Source organism: Undibacterium sp. SXout7W, from assembly GCF_049339385.1.
In the GTDB taxonomy this organism is placed as follows: Bacteria; Pseudomonadota; Gammaproteobacteria; order Burkholderiales; family Burkholderiaceae_D; genus Undibacterium.
In genome coordinates, this window is record NZ_JBMPPF010000003.1 from 113,585 (window position 1) to 136,189 (window position 22,605).

The window sequence follows — 22,605 nt, forward strand, 5'->3', positions numbered from 1 at the left end:
ACGTTGTCGAATCAGTATTTTCAGTTAAGAATATCATTAAAAAACAAACACTTGCAGATTTAACTTGAATAAGTACTGATTTGGTGCACTTATTTATATCTCCCAAAACTCACCAAAATGTCCCATATAGATAAAATCTGCATTAGCTAATTCGCTGTCATATTTGCTGGTTTGCCACACAAATTCTGATGGCAAAGTAAAATGTCGGACTTATTGAGAAAAGTTATGTCTACCATCTGGAAACCCTCCGTCACTGTCGCCGCCATCATAGAGCGCGACCAGCAGTTTTTAATGATTGAAGAAGAAACTGTCGATGGCGTACGCATCAATCAGCCCGCAGGTCATCTCGATCCGGGAGAATCGCTTGAACAGGCTGTCGTCCGGGAAACCCTTGAGGAGACGTCGTTTGACTTTACCCCAACGGCTCTGACTGGCACCTATCTTTCACGCTTTATCTCTTCCACCAACGGCGTAGACGTTACTTACCTGCGTTTTGCTTTTTGCGGTGAACTTGGCCAACAACATCAGCGTCCGCTTGATGACGGAATTTTGCGCTGGTTATGGATGTCGTATGAAGAATTAAAGGCGTCACAGGCAAGACACCGGAGTCCTCTGGTCATGCAATGTGTAGATGATTATCTGGCGGGACAACGTGCTCCATTGTCTGTGCTGAAAACGCACCCATCAGCACTCGCCTCCGCTAGCATCAATTCCAGTCAACAAGAGAAAAAATAATGGCAAAGAAACGTGTAGTAATAGGAATGTCAGGCGGTGTAGATTCCTCTGTCTCCGCTTGGTTACTAAAAGAACAAGGATATGAAGTCATCGGTCTGTTCATGAAAAACTGGGAAGACGATGACGACTCCGAATATTGCTCCACCCGCGAAGACTGGATAGATGCAGTAAGTGTGGCTGACGTCGTGGGCGTTGATATTGAGGCTGTGAACTTTGCCAGCGAATATAAAGATCGCGTGTTTGCGGAGTTTCTGCGTGAATATCAGGCTGGACGCACGCCCAACCCCGATGTTTTATGTAACGCCGAAATTAAATTCAAGGCATTCCTTGACCATGCCATGAAACTTGGTGCGGACTATATTGCAACCGGTCACTACGCACGCGTCCGTGAAATGAATGGCCAGTTTCAATTACTGAAAGCCATTGATGCGAGCAAAGACCAAAGTTATTTCCTGCACAGACTCAACCAGACTCAACTGGCAAATACCCTGTTTCCATTAGGGGAAATTCATAAAACTGAAGTCCGGCAAATTGCGGAGAAATTACAACTTCCGAATGCGAAGAAAAAAGATTCTACCGGGATTTGTTTTATCGGTGAACGCCCATTCCGCGAATTTCTGAATCGTTACTTATCGTACCAACCCGGTGAGATACGCACTCCGGAAGGCGAAGTCATCGGTCAGCATGTGGGCTTGAGCTTTTACACATTGGGACAACGCAAAGGTATCGGTATCGGCGGCATTAAATCTCACCAAAATGCTGATGGCAGCAGTGATGCCTGGTATGTGGCAAAAAAAGATGTTGAAGCAAACACCTTGTACGCAGTACAAGGTCACGACCACCCTTGGTTGCTCTCGTCATCACTGGAAGCACAACAAGTCAGCTGGGTCGCCGGTCACGCACCAGAAACGGCGAGTTTGTCGGCCAAAACACGCTACCGCCAGCCGGATGTCGCGTGTCAATTCCAGGGTGACGAAGAACGCTTCACGTTACGATTCGACCAAAAGCAGTGGGCTGTCACCCCTGGACAATCGGCAGTTTTATATGATGGCGATGTCTGTCTTGGCGGTGGCATCATCAATCAGGCATCCAGTACGCTCTGAAACAGCCGTTCATCGGTGCTCTTGCCAGATCACCAATCAGAAAAGGCCATAAAAAGTCACCAACGTAGCGAAATTTGCAGACATAGCGTGGCTTATTAAGAGTATTGGGTAGAAGCAGAATAAACGCAGAACAGAAGTACAAATAAAAGGAAATACAATGAATTGCAAAATATAATTCTTTTGTATTAACGATATGCTTGTTTTGAGTCAGTTTTGCCTCACATAAGCATTTGGATATACAAAACCCTTCGTTTTGATACGATTCATTTCTTTACAATTTAAAACGATGAAATTATATTTACATTTCCTTTTCGCCAGAAATACCAGCCCAATATGAATCGTCCTGATACGCAAGCCCTTGGTGGCACTGTCAATGCACGCATAGGCAAGGTCTACATGAGTCTGTCCAAAGCTCATCGAAAAGCGGCAGACTATGTTTTATCCAACGTATTCCGTTCGGCCACTATGTCGATTGATGAATTGGCGAACGCCGTAGGCATTTCTGTTGCTACGGCAAACCGTTTTGCCAGGGCACTGGGATTTGATGGTTACCCGCAATTTCGTGCAGAGCTGGTATATGGTTTTGAAGCCATGCTGGCTCCGATTGACAATTTGCGCAGTGAAGTACAGCGTCCGGCTACCAGCACTGAAATTATTGCTGGCTCGCTCAATGAGGATCTGGCGAATCTGGAAGCCACCCGCCGCGGACTGGCACCTGACTTATGCAATCAAGCAGTCAGAATGATTTTAAATGCGGAGCGCATCTATGTAGTAGGTTACGGTGCCAGCGCATTTTTGGGTGGGCTGATGGCACATGGTCTGGATCCGTTCTGTGGCACGGTACAATCGACCATAGGCTCGGGCGGCCCGTCGCATGTTGCGCGTCAGCTATTCAAATACACCTCCAGGGATCTGGTAATTGCAATTTCTTTCCCGCGTTATGCGGAAGATGTGGTTACTATCCTGCAACAATTACGCGAAAAAGCCGTTCCCGTATTGGCACTGACCGATGCACCAAGTTCGCCATTAGCATCCCTGGCAAATGTTACTTTGTACGCACAGACAAGAAGACATTTTTCGCCTAACTCAGAGGGCGCGGCTCTCTGTCTGATCGAAGCCATTTGCAGCGCTGTTGCCCATCAAGCGAAAGCGCCTGTTCATGCCGCTTCAGAAATGACTAAATTCGTCTTGCCATGGTTGTATCAGGAACCTGGCAACTCCACTCGCAAAGCAGCCGCGCAAGAAAGCAAAATTATCACCCATGATCAGGGTGAGTAACATCTGAATAAGGGGCTCATAAGCCTTCTACTAATGTAGAACCACCACAAGTCATCAGGCTTGTGGTGATGCGGTACATGTTTTTTCCCTCGCCGCTCTATCTTGTATCCATCAAATGAAGTCCCTTTTGAGCCCGCATTATTCGTATTTACACGATGACACGTCCATTCACGGCGTGGATTGCAGGCTTTCTAAAAAAGTATCAGGGCTTCGTAACATTATCCCAGTAAGATATGACAACGAAGGTCGTACAAGCCTGCGACAGGAAGCAACAACGCCGGCGCGGTGGTTTTGCGTAAGTCATAGATGAACGACGGTTATTTTTTGTCATCATTACCGCCCATTAAAATATTGCCGCTCTTATAATAATGCTGTTTTCTTCACACCATAAGAGACATCATGCAAAAATTACCAAAAATTGCGGTCGCATTTCTGATCCTGATCCTGTTATTTATCATCAGCCCATTTGCCACAATTCCTGCAGGTCATCGCGGTGTATTGACAACCTTCGGTAAGCCATCGGAGGAGGTCTATAGCGAAGGAATTCACTTCGTCTGGCCAATAGCGCAAAAAATGAATAAGGTATCGGTTGCCATCCAAAAAGGAGAAGGCGATGGCGATGCCGCCTCCAAAGACTTGCAAACAGTTCATACCAAAATCGCGATCAACTATCACGTACGACCAGATGCCGTGGTCGCTGTTTTCCGCGACTTAGGGAATGAACCAGGGGAACGCATTATCATCCCCAGCGTACAAGAAGCAGTCAAAGCAGTTACCGCTCGCTTTACGGCAGAAGAGCTGATTTCCAAACGCTCGCAGGTCAGGGACGAAATTATTCTGGCACTCAAAGAACGCATGGCAAGACACGGGCTGGTCGTCGATGAATTCTCGATCGTCAATTTTAATTTCAGCCGTACGTTCAATGAAGCGATTGAGGCCAAAACCACGGCAGATCAATTGAAAATGAAAGCGGAGCGCGATCTGCAGCGGATTGAAGTAGAAGCTAAACAAAAAGTATCGCGTGCCCGGGCGGAAGCAGAAGCACTGGCCCTCCAACGCCAGCAAGTCACACCGGAATTATTGCGCTTACGGGAAACTGAAAATCAGGCAAAGGCGATAGAAAAATGGGATGGCCGCTTACCGACAACCACCGGAGGTGCTATTCCGTTTATTAATCTGACCAAATAAGCAAGAAGCGCTTTGTCCTGCAAAATATCCTACCTAATCAAAAGGCACCTTGACGGTGCCTTTTTTTTCAAAGCAATGCGTTGATCGCTTATTCAGCAGCAATTACTTGTGCAGCCGCGTTAACTACCGCAGCAATACGACCGACGTCACGCAGTTGTGTCGTCGACATGCCTTCTTTTTTCAACAATTCAAAATGTGATTTCACGCAAAAATGACATTTACCGACAATGGATGCAGCCAGCGCATACATTTCAAAACGACGCTTATCGACACCGCCGTTGGTCGCATAGGCATTCATCCTTAATTGTGCTGCTTGTGTTTTCAGGTCGGCATCATCCGCCATCTCAACATACGGATACCAGACATTATTCATGCCCATTAGTGCAGCAGCCGTCAGTGCAGCATGAATTTCTTCTGGCGTAATGGCTCCGCTATTTTTAATTGCATCAATCATCACCTTACTTTTAGCAGCAAAAGCAGCAGCCAGCGCAACGCCAACAGCATCATTTCCTTCCAGGCTGGAACGTGCAATAGTGCCGTCGATATTCAAACGGATATCCTTGGCGTAATCAGGAATAAGACTTTTAATTAAATTCAAGAATTCCATAGTATTTTCCTATCAAAAAGTGATTTTAAAACCCGCCGTAGCGGGTTTCATAGTACAACGTTCTCAGACTGATTACAGCGTTGCGCCACCTACTGTGCGATTGCATGGGCACAGTTCATCTGTTTGCAAGCCATCCAAAATACGCAGGATTTCAGTTGGGTTACGGCCTACATTCAGGTTGTTCACAGAAACGTGCTGAATCACGTTGTCTGGGTCAACGATGAAAGTCGCACGCAAAGCAACGCCAGCGGATGCATCACGTACGCCCAGCATATCAACCAGAGAGCCTGTTGAATCACCGAATGCATAGTGGTTCAGCTTGTCCAGATCTTTATGCTCACGACGCCATGCCAGTTTGCAGAACTCGTTATCAGTAGAGCCGCCCAGCAATACTGCATCACGGTCAGCGAAATCATTTGTCAATTTAGCAAATTCAACGATTTCAGTCGGGCAAACAAAGGTGAAATCTTTTGGATAAAAGTAAATGATTTTCCATTTGCCTGGGAAAGAAGCTTCTGTGATGCATTCGAAAGCGGATACGCCGTTTTCTTCGTGATGATTGAAGCCTGGTTTAGCAGCTGTTACTTTGAACGCGTCGAGTTTTTGACCTACAGTTTTCATTAATTTCTCCTGATTAAACAATACATGAGCAGCAAATAAGCAGCGAATAAGCATTACAAGGCAGATAATGCATCTACAACGAATGAAGCATATCACTATGATTTTTAATTATCCAATAGATTTTAACTAAAAACCTATTAGGCAAAAGGTATGCAACTCAGGCATGCAAACACGATCAACCATCATCGCGTCGTCTGGTCGCCGCCAGCAGTGTAAACCAGAACGTCGTACCCTGACCTTCTTTGCTGTCAAAACCGATTTCTCCTCCCATTTTTTCAACAAAGGTCTTGGTGATATTTAATCCCAGCCCTGTGCCACCCTGTTGTCTGGTGTTGGTACTATCAGCCTGAGCAAACTTTTTGAAAATCTGTGACTGGAAAGCAAGCGGAATTCCCACACCATGATCTTTGATTTCAATCCGGAAGGCATCATCTAATAACACTATCTGTACATCGACGACCTCCCCCGCCGGAGAAAATTTAGCCGCATTCGAGAGTAAATTCGCAAATACCTGCATCACGCGCGCACTGTCACCCATTGCCCATGCGTGGGGTGGATGCTCACTCAGATGGTAACGGACATGAAGCGCTTGGGCATACGCTGCATTCGCCTCCAGCGCTTGCCTGGTCAATGCAACCAGATCCAGTCGCTCAATATTCACAACCATGTTTCCGGATGCCAGCTTCTCCATATCCAGAATGTCGTTGACCAGCGTTCCTAAACGCTGACTATTTTTGTGAGCAATTTTGATGAGTTGCATCGCTTTGGAGGGCAGCTCCCCGCCGACACCACTTTCCAGCAATCCCAGGGCACCTCGTATTGAGGTCAAAGGGGTACGTAATTCGTGACTAACGACGGAAATAAACTCCGCTTTTAAACGGTCGGCTTTCCGCTGCTCAGTCAGATCCAATACAAAACCGACCCATTCGACATGCGAACCATCCAGCTGCGCCAGTCCCATCATGACGGGAATACACACACCGTCGCGCCGGATCAGCTCGCCTTCATAAGATGCGGACTGCCCGTGAAGCCGCACTTCCTCCAGCGCTTGCTGATGTGCATAATGGCTTGCGGGGGGGGTCATTTGCAACCAGTTCAGCTGCCCCGCGTTAAGGTCTTCACGCGAAACGCCCGCCAGTTGCAACAAAATAGGATTGGCATCCGTTAATCTGCCGCTCATATCGCCCTGCATGATACCGATGAGATTGGAATTCAGTACCCGACGCAATCTTGATTCACTGACTTTCAGTGCGTCAAGCATGCGGGTTTTTTCCTGACTCGCTTTTTCTGCGGCTTCTTTGGCATCAACCAGATCACGCTCAGCCAACTTCATTGCAGTAATATCGCGGACACTGAAAACCCGACCAACCAGATGGTCGCGCAAATATTCCGGCTTGGAGACACAAACAAAAAAACGTCCATCGACTAGCGAAAGCATGTCTTCTGTTTCGATTTCCGGCTCTTGTTCCGCTTGTTTCAAACTGGCAAAAAAAGCATCTGCATCATGTAACAAAGGCGTCAAGAACGCGAACATCTCCGATGCACGTCTTGCTGCCAGCACGTCATCGGATAATTTCCAGAGACTCGTAAAGCGGCGATTAAGATTAATGACTCTGCCATTGAGATCAACTTCCAGTACGCCCTCGGCCGTTGCCTCCAGCAGACTTTGCATCTGTGACACCAGATGCACCTGATCCTCTTGTGTCTGGCGCCGCCCTGTAATGTCTTCCGCGTGTATCACCCAATAATGCTGGCCAGCCTCGCTGTAGCTGGAGACGCGCTTTTCTACCGGAAATGATCGCCCGTCACTGGCAAGCCACTCGCCCTCCGTCACCAGACTGCCTTCAAAGACAGGTGTTGCTTTCAGATCTTCCCAAAAGAAAATATCCTGCAATGCACACTCTACTTTTTCCAGCGAGCATCCCTGCAACTGATCACGGGAATAGCCAAGCATGCGGCAGGCATGCTGATCCACATCGACTAACGTCAGGCTCTCTGGCGAAACTACCAGCACAGCATCTTTCGTATGATCGATGATGTGCTGTAAGAGTCCTCCGCTCAGTGTAGATTTGGAAATACCTGGCATATATGGCCTTAGCGACAATCAACTATTGCCAGACACAGCACCATCCTGTGATTTCCTGGATTGGGAATCGAAATAATAATTCACTCGTTTGCGCGGATTCAGATACTCAAAAATCGCCTTCGGTAACAGACCCGGACGGATGCTTGAGCGGATAGTGATATCTTTATTTTCTTCAGCAAGATCAAGGATGATCGCGTCTTCCTTGGGAATTTCAGCATCGTATACCAACACCCGTGGGCGCAGAGGCTTGCCCACATTGACGTTCATCACCAAACCGGTCACTTCATTTGACAGACGCACCAGAGTCCCTGGTGGATAGACGCCCAGACTTTTGACCAGAGTCGCCATCATGGCCGGATCAAATTGCGCCCGACGATGCGCATACATGGTCGACAGCGCCTCATGTGGCGTCATCGACAACCGGGTATCGACATGATTGCAGAGATTGTCATACATGTTGGCGATTGTCACAATCCGGGTTGGAATGCTGATCGCGTCCCCCTTTAATTTTCTCGGATAACCGCTACCGTCCATGAGTTCATGATGGTTGGCAATGATGCCCAGTAATTCTTTCGACAAACCTGCTTTAGCGCCGATCTCGACGCCATATTGCGGATGCAATTCATAAAAATTTTGCTCCGTCTTATTGAGTCCGTCAGCTCTGTTCAGAATCGCATCAGGTATGCGAACCTTGCCCAGATCGTGAAACAGACCGGCCATACCGACAAGTTTAATCTGTTCTGGGTTGCAACGGGCTTCGTGCGCCAGCATCATCGACAACACAGAGACATTCAGCGCATGAAAATATATTTCTTCATTTCCAGCTGTTTGTTGCATCAGATGCATCACCGTATCATTTTCATTCAAAAACACTTCTGCCATGTTTTCGATTAATCGACCAGCCTCTTCTACCGTTTCTTTGGGTTGCGCAAAAATTGTTTTACTGATGTTCCTGACTACGCTGGCGGCATGCACAAATTTAGCCTCACAACGCGCAATTTCTTCACGCTGACGTTTCAATTTCTCAAAACGTGCTTTTTTGGCTTCAATAATGTTGTCATATACCTTCACTACAGGGCCATCCGCAATGACTGCGACATCGGGAGTCTTCGCTGCTACCTGCGGTGGAGCAGACTTGGCAGCTAAGGGATCAGATTTGGAAGGGATATAACGGACATGCTTCAGCTTTAATGCCTGCAACTCTTTGATCTGCTGCTCGCTCGTAATTTTGAACGAATTCATGGGGAATGAGTGCTCGAACCAACTCAAATCGAGCTTGATAAACATGCCGATTCTGACTTGGTCTACAACAATGAGCTGGCTATCATCCGACATGTTAAGTCATCAAAATATAATCTGCTGACAATACCATATAGCTACCTCTTTTGCAAAAAAATTACTTTTAAGAAACTTTTTTATCTTTATCACCTATTGCTTTTCCCTGAAATATTCCACAAAAGCAAATGCAGCCTTTACAACAGCACAACGCTATAATCGGCCATTCGTCAATTTCAAGGATAATTTCTGTGTCTGATCGCCTTGCTGTCCTCCCACAATATCTGATCCCCAAACAAGCACTGACAATCTTGGCCGGTAAATTTGCCAATGCCAAGGCAGGCAAGCTGACAACCAGCGTCATCGGTTGGTTTGTGCAGCGATATCAGGTCAATATGAATGAGGCCGCTCATTCTGACATCAGCAGTTATGCCAGTTTTAATGAATTTTTTACGCGCCCCCTCAAACCCGGTGCTCGCCCCTTGGCAAGTAGCGATCTGGTTTGTCCTGTGGATGGTGCGATCAGTCAGTTTGGCCCCATTGCTCAGGGAGAAATTTTTCAGGCAAAAGGTCACAGCTACTCGGCAACCGCGTTGGTCGGTGGCGACCGTCAGTTAGCAGCGCAATTTCAACATGGCAGCTTCGCTACGATCTATCTGAGTCCACGCGACTATCACCGCATACACATGCCATGCGACGGTCGCCTGACACGCATGATTTATGTGCCAGGCGACTTGTTTTCCGTCAATCCTACGACAGCGCGCGGCGTTCCCGGCTTGTTTGCGCGCAACGAGCGTGTGGTCTGTGTATTTGAGTCAGCATATGGCCCTTTTATCATGACGCTGGTAGGTGCAACCATTGTTGGCAGTATGGCGACCGTTTGGCATGGAGTAGTCAACCCGCCGCGACACACCGATATCAAGGAATGGCGCTATGACGATCAACCGATCATGCTGAAAAAAGGTGAAGAAATGGGACGATTTATGCTGGGCTCCACCGTTGTTATGTTATTTCCAGCCAATACGCTGACATTCAATCCGCAATGGACACCCGCATTACCCGTAAAAATGGGAGAAGTTATGGGCAATAAGCCTTGAAATTCAATATGAATTCAACACTGATTCATTACTGATCCGTCATTGATAGGCGACAGCAGTACCTTCTCTGACTAGCTGCTTCAACGAAGCATACAAAAAGCCCTTGAAAATCAAGGGCTTTTTTTTGACGATTTTCTGCAAAAACGAGAAACAACTCAATAAAAATCACTTGCAAATTAGCGGCAAGCATACAATAATCTAAATAAGAATTGTTATCGTTTAGATTTGCAGGATAATCATGATGAAATCAGAAACACTGAACAACGCACGCGATATCACGCCGCCGCATACACCCAAAGAACCTCTGCTTCGTCTGAGCAGTCAGGAGCTGATGCAGCACATGCGTGAGATCGAAATCGATCACGATGGTCGAATTTACAAACTGCGCATTACTCAGCTTAACAAGCTGATTCTGACCGCCTGATAGCTGGCAACGCCCTTTTGAATCGGGAGAACTAACGTGTCAACGACGATCCTGACTAACACACCGGATGCGAATGAACCTGAACAATCGCCTCAGGCCGAATTACTGGTATCCGCTGTCCTGCATCTGATGTCGCACTACCATGGTGGCAACGATCAGCAAACTTATCAGGCGACACGCGCTCACCTCGCTTCCAGTATTGAACGGCATCTGGAGTTACTCGCCAGGCGAACGGATTTGAAGCCCGTGTTACGCGCTACCTGTGAGCAATTGCTGGAACACTGGAGCGCGCTGGTTCAAAAAGACGTTGCACCGAAAAGTACATCACATTGGCGCAACAGATTTTTCCGAAAAACTGCCTCTGTCTAATAACGAATGATGATTGAAGGCTCATTGAAAACCCATTGAAGGCCCAAGGAAATTTGTCATGATTATCTGTGTCTGCAACAACGTATCAGAAAAGAAAATACAAGCCGCCGTCCATGCGGGAATACATACGATGGCTGAGTTACGTCAAGAACTCGACGTGGGTACCTGTTGTGGCAAGTGCATGCGTTGCGCCAAGCAGGTATTGCATACCACACTGAAACAACAGGAACAGCAACAACTGACGCAGGCGACTGGCAGCCTGCAATCGTTACTGGATCGTTTGCATATTCAAGTTAATGCGGTGCCAGCGTGAATATGACCATACCAGTGAATGAATTTGAACATTCGACAACATCGGCCCCCTCACGCATGGTGTCACTGACGCTGATCGTACTATTGCATGTTGGCTTCTTCTACGCGATTGCACATGGGCTGCTGCGTGAGTCTGTCAAGTTATTACCCAAAGAAGTATTCTTAACACTGATACAGCCCAGTGTCGCCACACCTTCGGTACAAACATCCTCTGCAACAAGCAATACAAAGCCGACGATGCCTACTATATCGACAATCAAGCCAGATCAGAGCATTCCCGTTCCTCGTACGCAAGAAATCAGCAACGTGACTCCGGATAACGCCAGCCTGTCATCCAGCACCGCAACGCATAGTATAAACACACGTCAGGAAACAGATGCAGCGAGCAACGTCAGCTCCCAGTCAACCATGCCCGCTCCGCAACCGAAGCTATTAAGCGCTGTCGAATATCTGCAGACACCTCAGGCCATCTACCCTCCCATGTCGCGCCGCATGGGCGAAGAAGGCAAAGTCACTCTGCGTATTCTTGTGAATGAAAAAGGACATGCAGAGAAAGTAGACGTCCATCTGTCATCCGGTTTTCAACGCCTCGACGAAGCCGCACGCAGCGCTGTGCAGAAAGCCCTGTTTAAGCCCTATCTCGAAAATGGTAAAGCACTTGCCGTGATCGCTACCGCTACAATTAATTTCTCCCTCGATAGCTAAAATGCTTGCGGATGTTCTATATTGGAAGAACGATCAATTTCACACAATGGGAGCGATATGAAAGGCGACGCAAAAGTCATCAAAATGCTGAATGCTCAACTGACGAATGAGCTCAGCGCAATCAACCAATATTTTTTGCATGCCAGAATGTACAAACATTGGGGGCTGGAAAAAATTGCCGGAAAAGAATACGCCGAATCTATCGGTGAAATGAAGCACGCCGATAAGTTGATAGACCGCATCCTGATGCTGGGCGGCTTGCCTAATTTACAGGCATTACACAAATTAATGATCGGTGAAAATACACAGGAAATGTTGCAGTGCGACCTCAAACTGGAAAACGCTGCACAAAAAACTGTGAAAGAAGGCATCGCCATCTGCGAAGCCTGTGCGGATTATGTCTCAAGAGATTTATTTCAATTGATACTGGAAGACACCGAAGAACATATCGACTGGCTTGAGACTCAGATTGAGCTGATAGAAAAGATTGGTATACAAAATTATCTGCAGTCCCAGATGGCTGGCGACGACTGATCAGCAAATCAACACAAAAAAAAGGGATGTCGCCGATAGCACATCCCTTTTGCTTTTATTGGTAATGCTCAGCTTCATAACGGATGACGACAGCCACCGTGACTGAGGTGATGAAGTTACTGAGGCACCGTGTCTTTGAAAGAAGAACGCTCAGATAATTTATCCATCAATTTATCCAGATTAGGATAATCAGTACGCCAGCTGATATCCGGAAAACGGAAAGTCAGCCAATCCAATGCACAACCCACACTGATATCTGCCAATGTCAGATGCGTGCCAACGCAATAAGGAGCATCACCCAGATTACTGGCAATCGTTTTCAGACCCGCGTTGACTTTGCGCATCTGACGTTCTACCCATTGCTCGCTTTGTTGCTCAGGTGGGCGCAGCGTTTTTTCCAGGCGAACCAGAACAGCCGCATCCAGAATACCATCGGCTAAGGCTTCCCAGCACTTCACTTCTGCACGCTCACGGCCATTGCTCGGAATCAACTTGCCTACCGGTGTCAAAGTATCGATGTACTCAACAATCACTCTGGAGTCTGACATCGCCGCGCCATCTTCCATCAGCAGGCAAGGTACTTTACCCAGAGGGTTAGATTGCTGAATCGTGGTATCTGCACTCCAGACATCTTCCAGTAAAAAAGAGTAGTCGAGTTTTTTCTCCGCCAGTACAACACGGACTTTTCTTACATAAGGACTTGTTAAGGAACCGATCAGTTTCATAGGATATTGGTAGGTGGTTTTCGGCGGATTATAGCACTGCACCGCAGCAAACCCTGCCCCCATCATCAAGGCTGAAGTTTGCAACTTGCATGTAATATTACCGAGCAGCTTTGCGGCTGATGGTAAAATCTTGTTATTTCATGCAAAAGTCTGCTGATTGTCATCAATACAGTGGTTTGCATGGCAATGCGGATATGGGCGACCCGTTCATATCGTTGTTTTTTTGCCCTAGCATTTCTCTTACTCTTCATTTTTAGCCAACATGTCCCTATCTTCTCTTTCAGCCCTGTCCCCTCTTGATGGCCGTTACGCATCCAAGCTTGATGCCCTGCGCGCGACTTTATCCGAATACGGCTTTATGCATCACCGCGTTAAAGTAGAAATTTCCTGGCTGCAAGCGCTGTCGCAAGCTGGCTTTGACGAAATCAAGCCATTCTCGGCCTCGGCAAATGCCTTGCTCGATAAAGTGGCCACTGAATTCTCAGAACAAGATGCACAGCGTATTAAAGAAATCGAAGCCGTCACGAATCACGACGTGAAGGCGGTGGAATACTGGCTGAAAGAACAAGTCAAAGATGTGCCAGAACTGGTTGCTGCCAGCGAATTCATTCACTTTGCCTGCACCTCCGAAGATATTAATAATACTTCGCATGGCATGATGCTGAAAACCGCGCGTAACAGCGTGATGGTGCCAGCCTTGCAAAAGCTCATTGCACGCCTGACTGAACTGGCACATCAGAATGCAGATGTGCCAATGCTGTCGCGCACACATGGTCAGGCGGCCAGCCCGACTACGCTGGGCAAAGAAATGGCTAACGTGGTCGCTCGTTTACAGCGCGCGATCAAGCGTATTGAACAAGTCGAAATTCTCGGCAAAATGAACGGTGCCGTCGGCAACTATAATGCGCATTTATCCGCTTACCCGCATCACGACTGGGAGAGTTTCTCTAAAAACGTGATTGAGCAACGCCTGGGCTTGACTTACAACCCATACACCATCCAGATCGAACCACATGACTACATGGCAGAAATGTTTGATGCGTTTGCACGCGTCAACACAATTTTGCTGGATCTGAACCGTGATATCTGGGGCTATATCTCCGTCGGTTATTTCAAGCAAAAAACAAAAGCAGGTGAAATCGGTTCCTCAACCATGCCGCACAAAGTGAATCCTATCGACTTCGAAAATTCCGAAGGCAATCTTGGCTTGGCCAATTCGCTGCTGCGTCATTTGTCTGAAAAATTACCCGTATCCCGCTGGCAGCGCGACCTGACAGATTCCACTGTCCTGCGCAATATCGGTGTTGCACTTGGTTATACCCTACTGGCTTACGACAGCTGCCTGCGCGGCCTGAATAAACTGGAAACCAATCCAGAACGTCTGGCTGCCGATCTGGATGCAACCTGGGAAGTTCTGGCAGAACCGGTACAGACTGTCATGCGTCGCTATGCGATTGAAAATCCTTACGAGCAACTGAAAGAGCTGACTCGCGGCAAAGGTATTTCCAAAGAAGCATTGCGTGAATTCGTCGAAGGTCTGGCCATTCCACAAGAAGCCAAAGACGTTTTGCTGGCCATGACACCTGCTAACTATATTGGTATTGCCGCCAAACTGGCAAAAGCCATCTGAAGCTGAAACGCCAGACTACACCAAAAGGCTTGCTCGCCTGTTTTACCTGTCGATAGCAAGCTGCCGCGTTCCATATAAAAGCCGCTCACAACCGTTGAGCGGCTTTTTTGTCCCTGCACCCTGTTGGTCGATTTTTTACTCGATTTTTTACGCGACTTCTGACTTGGCTTCAGCTTTGTCTTCTTTATTGCACAAAGATATTCGTCAAACCTCTTCCTCCAACAATCGTCTGAACAAACTCGCCTCTGCCTGATGAGTACATTCAAGACTTTTGGTGATGCCGGTATTTACTCATCGGAATCAGGCGAAGCCACGACCAGAAAAATACTGAGGGATAGCAAGAGCGGATCAGGAACGAGTCAAGAGCACTAACAGCAAAAAATGAAGAGACTCTGCACGATTTCTTTTTTTTTGCTAATATTAGTTCTAATTCGAACTAATAATGTTTTTAACAGGAATATGCCATGTCTGCCCAATCTACAAAACGCTATTCACTTCTGACCATTTCTCTGCATTGGATAGTGGCGTTGCTGATTATCGCTGCCTTTGCTCTCGGCTCTATCATGACCGACATGAAAATCAGTCCGACCAAGTTGCAATATTATTCGTATCACAAATGGTTGGGGGTTACCGTTCTGGGATTGGTCGCATTGCGCCTGCTGGCACGACTACTCAGTCCTGCTCCTGCCTATCCAGATAGCATGAGCCAATGGCAACAAAAAGCAGCAAGCCTGACGCATGTCGGATTATATGCGTTGATGTTCGCAGTTCCTTTGTCTGGTTATTTCTATACTTCAGCTGCGGGATACCCTGTGGTCTATCTGGGTTTATTTGAACTTCCTACGTTCATCGCACCTAATCCAGAGTTGAAGCCAATTTTAAAAGAAGTACATGAAACGCTGACGACTGTCATGCTGGTCGTGGTTGGCTTACATTTTGCTGCAGCACTCAAACATCATTTCATCGACAAAGACGGCATCCTGCAACGCATGCTGCCAGGTCGGTAATTTTTTAAAAGGGAATTTCTCATGTCACGTTTTTCTACCCAGCTAACTCTCACTGCTGCCGGCCTGGCTCTGGCTGTTGCACTGCCTGCGTTGGCCGCCATCGCTAAACTGGATGCCGCAAAAAGTACCGTCGGGATTGTCTTCAAACAAATGAATGTGCCGGTCGATGCCAAGTTCAAAAAATTCAGCGCCAACATTGATTACGATGCAGCCAAGCCTGAGGCATCCAAAGCCAATGTGGATATTGATCTGGTCAGTTTTGATCTGGGCGACCCACAATACAATCAGGAAGTGCTGAAAAAAGAATGGTTTAATACTGCGCAATTTCCCAAGGCCAGCTTCGTCTCTACATCAATGAAAGCAGGTCCGGCCGGGCATCTGACAGTCAACGGCAAGTTGACGATCAAAGGCAAAACAGCGGATGTCAGTTTTCCATTAAGCGTCAAAAAAGAAGGCGCTACACAAGTATTTGATGGCAGTCTGCCAATCAAGCGCCTTACCTTCAATATTGGCGAAGGTGAATGGAAAGATACCGGCATGGTTGCCGATGAAGTCATTATCAAGTTTCACGTTGTCACGCAATAAAATCCACTGATCCACTATTGATTCACTATCGCCCCCCCACCAACAAGGAAATCACCATGAAATTACGTCACATGATCGCTGCTGCTTTACTCGTCAGTGCTGCACCTGTATTTGCGCAAACCTATAACATCGAACCGAATCACACTTACCCAAGTTTTGAAGCTGATCATATGGGCATCTCCGTATGGCGCGGTAAATTCACTAAATCCAGCGGTAAAGTCGTGCTGGATCGCGCAGCAAAAACTGGTACGGTTGATATCACTGTCGACACATCGTCTATCGATTTCGGTCATGAAAAAATGAACGAACATGCAAAATCCAAAGACATTTTCAATGTTGCACAGTTTCCAACAGCGACATTCAAAGGTACTTCCTTCAAATTTGAAGGTGATGCACCAGTCGCAGTTGAAGGTAACTTCACATTGCTGGGCGTGACAAAACCATTGACACTGAAAATCAACAAATTCAAGTGTATCCAGCATCCTATGCTCAAGAAAGAAGTATGTGGCGCTGATGCATCCGCTGAATTCAAACGCTCTGACTTTGGTCTGAACTATGGCATGGCATACGGCTTTGCGCCAGAAGTCAAACTGGCCATCCAGGTAGAAGCAGTCAAAGCGGATTAATCAGTATCTTGTCAGATACTGCCTGTCAGGATTGATCTGCATTGATCGCAGGGCATTTCTCTCGCAGGCAGTAAAGATGATTTGAGACGAGTATCAACACTGATCCACTGGTTGTGGATCAGTGATTTTTTTACAGAACTGACGCAAAACTGCCCCGGCGGCGTGATGGCACCTCGCTGTACATACTCAATACAAGTTCCGTACAAGCCCTGACTGCCTTCGTCGCCAAGATATAGCCATAGTTTGAGGCAAGAGTTTGACTGCTTGCGAGACGAGCATCAATTGCCATTGATCAATGCAATGATCAGCGATGTTTCCCAAAACACCAAAGCTTGTCTGGGATTGCCAGGACAGTTTTGCGTCAGTCCTATTTTATTGTGGTTCATTATGGGAAAACGTTATCTCAAAAGTATACGCTTGCTGGCGGAGTGTATGCAGTTGTTCGAACATACCGCAGGCCGTCGTGCGCATCAACTGGGATTTACTCATTCACAGTTCGACATTATCGCAACGCTGGGCAACACCACCGGAATGACATGCAAAGAATTAGGTGAAAAAACCCTGATTACCAAAGGCACACTGACTGGCGTGCTCGACCGCCTCGAACAAAAAGGCTTGATACAACGTGAACGTGGCGGAGAAGACAGGCGGCAGTTATTTGTTAAATTGACGGCGACAGGTGAATCGACATTTGACGATATTTTTCCTAAAGTCATCGACGAAGGTGCGCGGGGTTTTACATCGTATAGCGAAGACGATTATCTGGAACTCGAACGCACCTTAAGCAAACTGAAACTGACGTTGAGTGCAGTATCAACAGCAACGAGCAGCTGAGTCAGATAGCGATTACAGGGCAGAGTTAAGAGAGGATTTAAGAGCGAATTTCCGCATCTGATCGGATAAGATCGGATGAAACTTCGGCTCAAATTTTGAACCGGCATGCACCCAGTCAGAAGCTCATGAACGCCCGCAGCAGACGACCTTATCAACTTGCCTTACCGCCTGGTTTTACTCTTGTACGAACCAGCTTTCCAGATACATCCGCATAACAGTACGCTGACGGCACTTTGAAGCCTGAAATATACTCCCCTCAGTATTTTTTAACCCGCCTTATATTATGCCGACAACAAGGCGAAATCGATGATATTGAGGGGGAGTATGCTGATTACAGATGATCTCCGACGATCGGACCGCTACCGCTAAAGCGATCCAGTGCCAGATAAATCACCGGCGTGATGAACAAGGTAATCGCTTGCGAGAACACCAGCCCGCCAACAACGGCCAGACCCAGCGGCTGCCGTAATTCAGCACCAGCGCCAAGCCCCAGCGCGATAGGCAAAGCGCCCACCAATGCCGCCAGAGTGGTCATCATGATAGGACGGAAACGTTGAATACAGGCTTCCCGGATTGCTTCTGCTGGCGACATATGGTGATGGCGCTGCGCATCTAACGCGAAGTCAATCATCATGATCGCGTTTTTCTTGACGATACCAATCAGCAATAAAATACCGATCGTGGCAATCAATGTCAGATCTTCGCCAAACCAGCGCAAGGTCAGCAAAGCCCCGACAGCGGCCGATGGCAAGCCTGCCAGAATGGTAATCGGATGAATATAACTTTCGTATAACACGCCGAGCAACACATAAATCACCATCAATGCTGCCACAATCAACACGACCTGCCCGGATTGTGAGTCTTTAAAGACAGCCGCATCGCCACCATAGGTGGTGATAATCGACGATGGCAACTTGATCTCGGTACGATACTGATCAATCCGTTTCGTTGCCTCACCAAGCGCGGTACCCGGCGCCAAGTTAAACGATACCGTCACTGCCTGTAGCTGACCTACGTGATTAATCGACGTAGGTCCTACTGTGCGCTTTACCGTTGCCACACTCGAGAGTGGAATAATGGCACCAGTATTGCTGCGGACATAAATACCATTAATCGCTCCTTCATCTTTCTTGGCGTCGCTGCCGACTTCAAGAATGACCTGATAACTATCTACATTGGTGTACATCGTAGAAATCTGGCGCTCACCAAATGCGCTGTACAACGCAGAACGGATGCCATCCATCCCCAAGCCGAGTTTATTGGCACGGTCGCGATCAATATCAATCGATGCCTGCAAACCTTTGAGCTGGGAGTCGGTCGTGACATCCTTGAAGCCCGGATCGGCACGTAATTTTTCCTGCAAGCGATCGGCCCAGTTATTCAGCTCGCCCGCTTCCACACTTTGCAAAATATACTGGTACTGACTTTTACTTTGCCGGCCACCCAACTGCAAATTTTGTGTAGGACGCAAGAAAACATTAATGCCTGCAACGTCTTTGAGCTTATTGCGCAAACCATCGACGACCTCTTTCATGGGCTTACGCTCGTTGCGCGGCTTCAGGTTCACAAACATGCGCCCGGTATTTTGTGATCCACTGCCACCGTTAAAGGACGCGACCGTCAATATATTCGGATCATCGCGAATAATTTTGGCAGCTTTTTCCTGCAATATCAGCATCGCTGGAAACGAGGTATCTTCAGCTGCTTCGGTCGTTACATTGATCTGCCCGATGTCTTCTTGTGGGAAAAATCCTTTTGGTATCGTTTTAAACAGATACGCCGTTGCCAGAAAAGTCAGCAAGGCAATCATCAACACGGTGCGCTTGTAACGCAGTGCCAAATCCAGAATGCGGGTGTAAAAACGCAACGAGGAATCAAAGCTGGTTTCAAATACGTGCAGTATGGACGCAATGGCTTTCGGTGGCGCCTTCATCTCATGCTCGCTCTTCAGAAACCGACTGGCCAGCATCGGCACCAGTGTCAGCGAAACAAAAGCAGAAGCCAGAATCGCCAGACTGACGATCACTGCAAATTCATGGAACAACTGGCCAATCACGCCCGGCATAAAGAAGATAGGAATAAACACAGCTACCAGCGAAGTCGATATCGAGATAATCGTAAAACCGACTTCACGCGATCCCTGCAAAGCCGCTTTGAACGGTGGCTCACCATTCTCGACATGACGCATGATATTTTCCAGCATCACGATCGCATCATCGACCACCAGACCAACCGCCAGCGTCAGCCCCAGCAATGACACGTTATCGAGGGTGTACCCAAAGCCCCATAACAAACTGATCGCACCAACCAGCGAGACTGGCAGAGAGAGTGTCGGTATCAGCGTCGCGACCATTCTTCGCAAGAACAGAAAAATCACAATCACGACCAGCACAATGGTCAGCATCAGTGTCAGATTCACATCGTGCAAAGCGTCACGTACAGAAACCGAGCGGTCATTGACCAGACCGATTTTGACCGACGCGGGCAACTGCGCCTGAAAGCCCGGCAGCGCCGCCTTGATTGAATCCACCACCTTGACGGTATTGGCATCCGTCTGACGTTGTATCCCCAGCGTAATCGAAGGCTCACCGTTATAGTTGGAGGCTGATTTCACCGTCTCATAACTGTCTTCGACAACCGCCACGTCACGTAAATAAACCACCGTCCCGTTCTTATTGCTGACCACCAGATTGGAGAACTCTTTGGCGTTGGTCAGCTGTTTGTTCGCAAGAATAGTCAGCGTCTGTTTATCACCGTCAATGGTACCTACAGGCGTGTTCGCATTGGACGTACGTATGCTGGCAGACAGTTCATCCAGCGTAATGTTGCGCGATGCCAGTTCTTCCGGCCTGACTCTGACACGGACTGCGTAGCGCTTGGTACCAAAGATATTCACCTGCGCCACACCGTCAAGGGTAGACAGACTTGGCGAAATCAGGTGTTCGGCATAACTGGTCAGTTCAGACAGCGTGAGTGAGGGCGAACGCAGCGCCAGCACCAATACCGGCGCATCTGCCGGATTAACTTTGCGATACGACGGCGGCGATGTCATATCCACCGGCAGCGAGCGCTGAGCGCGCAACAACGCCGCCTGCACATCAACCGCCGCAACATCGATGTTACGGTTCTGATCAAATTCCAGAGTCAGAGAAGTATTGCCTATCGTGTTGCTGGAGCTGATCACCGACAGGCCGGGAATCGTCGCAAACTGCTTCTCCAGCGGCAATGCCACGGACGTCGCCATCGTCTCAGGGCTGGCACCCGGCAAATTGGCACTGACACTGATCACGGGTGTGTTATAGCTCGGCAATGCCGCAATCGGGATATAGCGATAGGCCAGAACGCCGGCAATCACAATCGATATATTTAACAACACCGTCATCACCGGACGACGGATAAACAACTCAGACAAATTCATGATGCACTCGCTGCGGCGGAAGCTGGGACGCTGGCGGGATTGACAGAACCGGCAGGAGTCGATGAACTGCCTGCAGCAGATGCAGAGTCTGCTGTATCTGCTTTTTTACTTTTATTTTTGTCTTTGGGTTCATCACTGCGTACTTTCAACATCGCGCCGGGACGTACATTCTGCTTACCCTCGACAACCACCTGAGCACCAGCATCAATGCCGGTAATCACGGCATCATTTCCAAAACTATTCGTCACCGTGACTGGTTTGATTTCTGCTTTGGATTCAGCGTTCATGACATACACCGATGTGCCGCGGGCGCCGACGATCACCGCATCCTGCGGAACCACCACGACGTCTTTCAATGTCTGCACACTGAGTTCCAGATTGACATACGCACCGGGCCAGAGTTTGAGCTCTTTGTTATCAAACACCGCTTTGACCTTAATCGTGCCGGAGGTGATATCAACGGCATTATCGACAAATTGTAGTTTGCCTTTGAATTTACCAGCGCCATCCGGCAAGATCGCCAACACATAACTATCGCTGCGCTTCATGCTCTCCAGCGCATCTGGCAAGTTACGTTGAGGCAGTGTAAAAGTCACGCTGACAGGGTCCATCTGAGTGATCGTCACCAGCGGACTTGCTGTCGCCGTTGGTTGTACCAACGAGCCCGGAAACACGCTGATAATGCCCGTACGCCCTGCCGATGGAGCCACGATTTTGTCGTAACTGAGAGCCACGCGGGCAGCAGCAATGGCAGCTTTATCGGAGGCAATCACTGCCTGTTGGGCATCTACCTGAGTCTGACTGGTATCCAAAGCACTTTGTGCAATGAATTTTTTTGCGACCAGATCACGGCTACGCACAAGCTGCCGCTGAAAGTCAGCCAGGGTCGCCAGATCTTTGTCTAATTGTGCCTGTGCCTTGGCTAAATTGACTTCATCAGGCCGGCTATCCAGCGTGAACAACACATCACCAGCCCGAACAAATTGCCCCTCCTTGATATGTACTTTGCTGACAGTGCTCGTCACCTGCGGACGAATATCGACTGTGTTTAACGCCGATACAACACCGTTGGCAGTGATGCGGACAGGATAATCCCGGCGTTGTGCCACCACAGTCGAAACCGCCACTGTACGATTCTGCGCGCCACTACCAGAACCTTGTGCATTCGCGGCCGCGCCTTGCTTGTCCCCTTCATTTTTTTGTGTCGGTGAAAGTACTGTGTAAGCGCCGCCGGCAATTGCAGCAACTGCCACAACTGTGATCAAGGTTTTCAATTTACTCATATCAATTTCATATCCTGTACAGATGACTGTCTGTGCCGCTCATGATGGGCAGCATCATTTCGACTGTTTTCTGCATTAAAAGTTCTGAGCAGAAATGCTAACAAAGAAAAAGCCAGCACGAGTGCTGGCTTGGTTCTTTTATACTTTCCGTTACTAAAAACGG

22 protein-coding genes are annotated in these 22,605 nt (G+C 48.0%); 15 read left to right on the forward strand and 7 right to left on the reverse strand.

Going from position 1 to position 22,605, the window contains the following annotated elements; all coding sequences use genetic code 11:
• Nucleotides 1–225 precede the first annotated feature (225 nt).
• The 4 genes from ACO0LB_RS04440 to ACO0LB_RS04455 all read left to right on the forward strand — a co-directional run bounded on the left by ACO0LB_RS04440 (nucleotide 226) and on the right by ACO0LB_RS04455 (nucleotide 4,304).
• Entirely contained in the window at nucleotides 226–735 is a 510-nt protein-coding gene (locus tag ACO0LB_RS04440; RefSeq protein WP_423046891.1) for an NUDIX hydrolase, read from the forward strand.
• Complete coding sequence (gene mnmA / locus ACO0LB_RS04445; RefSeq protein WP_423046892.1) at nucleotides 735–1,838, forward strand: tRNA 2-thiouridine(34) synthase MnmA; 1,104 nt, start codon at nucleotides 735–737, stop codon at nucleotides 1,836–1,838. The genes ACO0LB_RS04440 and mnmA overlap by 1 nt, the downstream gene beginning before the upstream one ends.
• A gap of 333 nt (nucleotides 1,839–2,171) precedes the next feature.
• Nucleotides 2,172–3,116, forward strand: coding sequence for a MurR/RpiR family transcriptional regulator (locus ACO0LB_RS04450; protein WP_423046894.1), 945 nt, complete (start codon nucleotides 2,172–2,174; stop codon nucleotides 3,114–3,116).
• A 399-nt stretch (nucleotides 3,117–3,515) separates the two neighbouring features.
• Entirely contained in the window at nucleotides 3,516–4,304 is a 789-nt protein-coding gene (locus ACO0LB_RS04455; protein WP_423046896.1) for a prohibitin family protein, read from the forward strand.
• A gap of 88 nt (nucleotides 4,305–4,392) precedes the next feature.
• On the opposite strand, the gene ACO0LB_RS04460 is transcribed toward ACO0LB_RS04455, so the two are convergent.
• From ACO0LB_RS04460 to ACO0LB_RS04475, 4 genes are all read right to left on the reverse strand, one after another.
• A complete protein-coding gene (locus ACO0LB_RS04460) occupies nucleotides 4,393–4,911 on the reverse strand; it encodes a carboxymuconolactone decarboxylase family protein (RefSeq protein WP_423046898.1) in 519 nt (172 codons plus the stop codon).
• Between the two features lie 72 nt (nucleotides 4,912–4,983).
• Nucleotides 4,984–5,532: a peroxiredoxin gene (locus tag ACO0LB_RS04465; RefSeq protein ID WP_423046900.1), complete on the reverse strand. Its 549-nt coding sequence runs from the start codon at nucleotides 5,530–5,532 to the stop codon at nucleotides 4,984–4,986.
• 175 nt (nucleotides 5,533–5,707) lie between these two features.
• Nucleotides 5,708–7,618: a PAS domain S-box protein gene (locus ACO0LB_RS04470; RefSeq protein ID WP_423046902.1), complete on the reverse strand. Its 1,911-nt coding sequence runs from the start codon at nucleotides 7,616–7,618 to the stop codon at nucleotides 5,708–5,710.
• Between the two features lie 18 nt (nucleotides 7,619–7,636).
• On the reverse strand, nucleotides 7,637–8,953 hold the full coding sequence (locus ACO0LB_RS04475) for an HD-GYP domain-containing protein (protein WP_423046904.1): 1,317 nt from the start codon (nucleotides 8,951–8,953) through the stop codon (nucleotides 7,637–7,639).
• 191 nt (nucleotides 8,954–9,144) lie between these two features.
• Between ACO0LB_RS04475 and asd the strand changes: the two genes are divergently transcribed.
• From asd to bfr, 6 genes are all read left to right on the forward strand, one after another.
• Nucleotides 9,145–9,990, forward strand: a complete 846-nt coding sequence (gene asd, locus ACO0LB_RS04480; protein ID WP_423046906.1) for an archaetidylserine decarboxylase — start codon at nucleotides 9,145–9,147, stop codon at nucleotides 9,988–9,990.
• Nucleotides 9,991–10,228: 238 nt separating this feature from the next.
• Nucleotides 10,229–10,414: a hemin uptake protein HemP gene (gene hemP, locus ACO0LB_RS04485; RefSeq protein WP_423046908.1), complete on the forward strand. Its 186-nt coding sequence runs from the start codon at nucleotides 10,229–10,231 to the stop codon at nucleotides 10,412–10,414.
• Between the two features lie 36 nt (nucleotides 10,415–10,450).
• Nucleotides 10,451–10,783, forward strand: coding sequence for a hypothetical protein (locus ACO0LB_RS04490; protein WP_423046910.1), 333 nt, complete (start codon nucleotides 10,451–10,453; stop codon nucleotides 10,781–10,783).
• Between the two features lie 58 nt (nucleotides 10,784–10,841).
• Complete coding sequence (locus ACO0LB_RS04495; RefSeq protein WP_423046912.1) at nucleotides 10,842–11,096, forward strand: (2Fe-2S)-binding protein; 255 nt, start codon at nucleotides 10,842–10,844, stop codon at nucleotides 11,094–11,096.
• Nucleotides 11,097–11,098: 2 nt separating this feature from the next.
• The gene (locus ACO0LB_RS04500) at nucleotides 11,099–11,800 is read left to right on the forward strand and encodes an energy transducer TonB (RefSeq protein ID WP_423047190.1); all 702 of its coding nucleotides are present in this window, start codon (nucleotides 11,099–11,101) and stop codon (nucleotides 11,798–11,800) included.
• A gap of 57 nt (nucleotides 11,801–11,857) precedes the next feature.
• Entirely contained in the window at nucleotides 11,858–12,334 is a 477-nt protein-coding gene (gene bfr / locus ACO0LB_RS04505; protein WP_423046914.1) for a bacterioferritin, read from the forward strand.
• Nucleotides 12,335–12,450: 116 nt separating this feature from the next.
• Here bfr and ACO0LB_RS04510 read toward each other — a convergent pair whose 3' ends face one another.
• Complete coding sequence (locus ACO0LB_RS04510; protein WP_423046916.1) at nucleotides 12,451–13,059, reverse strand: glutathione S-transferase N-terminal domain-containing protein; 609 nt, start codon at nucleotides 13,057–13,059, stop codon at nucleotides 12,451–12,453.
• A gap of 262 nt (nucleotides 13,060–13,321) precedes the next feature.
• On the opposite strand from ACO0LB_RS04510, the gene purB reads away from it, so the two are divergent.
• From purB to ACO0LB_RS04535, 5 genes are all read left to right on the forward strand, one after another.
• On the forward strand, nucleotides 13,322–14,689 hold the full coding sequence (purB, locus tag ACO0LB_RS04515) for an adenylosuccinate lyase (RefSeq protein ID WP_423046918.1): 1,368 nt from the start codon (nucleotides 13,322–13,324) through the stop codon (nucleotides 14,687–14,689).
• A 464-nt stretch (nucleotides 14,690–15,153) separates the two neighbouring features.
• Complete coding sequence (locus ACO0LB_RS04520; protein WP_423046920.1) at nucleotides 15,154–15,696, forward strand: cytochrome b; 543 nt, start codon at nucleotides 15,154–15,156, stop codon at nucleotides 15,694–15,696.
• A 21-nt stretch (nucleotides 15,697–15,717) separates the two neighbouring features.
• Complete coding sequence (locus ACO0LB_RS04525; protein WP_423046922.1) at nucleotides 15,718–16,281, forward strand: YceI family protein; 564 nt, start codon at nucleotides 15,718–15,720, stop codon at nucleotides 16,279–16,281.
• Between the two features lie 56 nt (nucleotides 16,282–16,337).
• Nucleotides 16,338–16,907 carry a YceI family protein gene (locus ACO0LB_RS04530; protein ID WP_423046924.1) on the forward strand — a complete coding sequence of 190 codons (570 nt, stop codon included), beginning with the start codon at nucleotides 16,338–16,340 and terminating at the stop codon, nucleotides 16,905–16,907.
• A 282-nt stretch (nucleotides 16,908–17,189) separates the two neighbouring features.
• Nucleotides 17,190–17,741 (forward strand): MarR family winged helix-turn-helix transcriptional regulator, encoded by a 552-nt coding sequence (locus tag ACO0LB_RS04535; protein WP_423046926.1) that lies wholly within the window; start codon nucleotides 17,190–17,192, stop codon nucleotides 17,739–17,741.
• 331 nt (nucleotides 17,742–18,072) lie between these two features.
• On the opposite strand, the gene ACO0LB_RS04540 is transcribed toward ACO0LB_RS04535, so the two are convergent.
• Both ACO0LB_RS04540 and ACO0LB_RS04545 read right to left on the reverse strand, forming a co-directional pair.
• Nucleotides 18,073–21,159 (reverse strand): efflux RND transporter permease subunit, encoded by a 3,087-nt coding sequence (locus ACO0LB_RS04540; RefSeq protein WP_423046928.1) that lies wholly within the window; start codon nucleotides 21,157–21,159, stop codon nucleotides 18,073–18,075.
• Nucleotides 21,156–22,442 (reverse strand): efflux RND transporter periplasmic adaptor subunit, encoded by a 1,287-nt coding sequence (locus tag ACO0LB_RS04545; protein WP_423046930.1) that lies wholly within the window; start codon nucleotides 22,440–22,442, stop codon nucleotides 21,156–21,158. The genes ACO0LB_RS04540 and ACO0LB_RS04545 overlap by 4 nt, the downstream gene beginning before the upstream one ends.
• Between the last annotated feature and the right edge of the window lie 163 nt (nucleotides 22,443–22,605).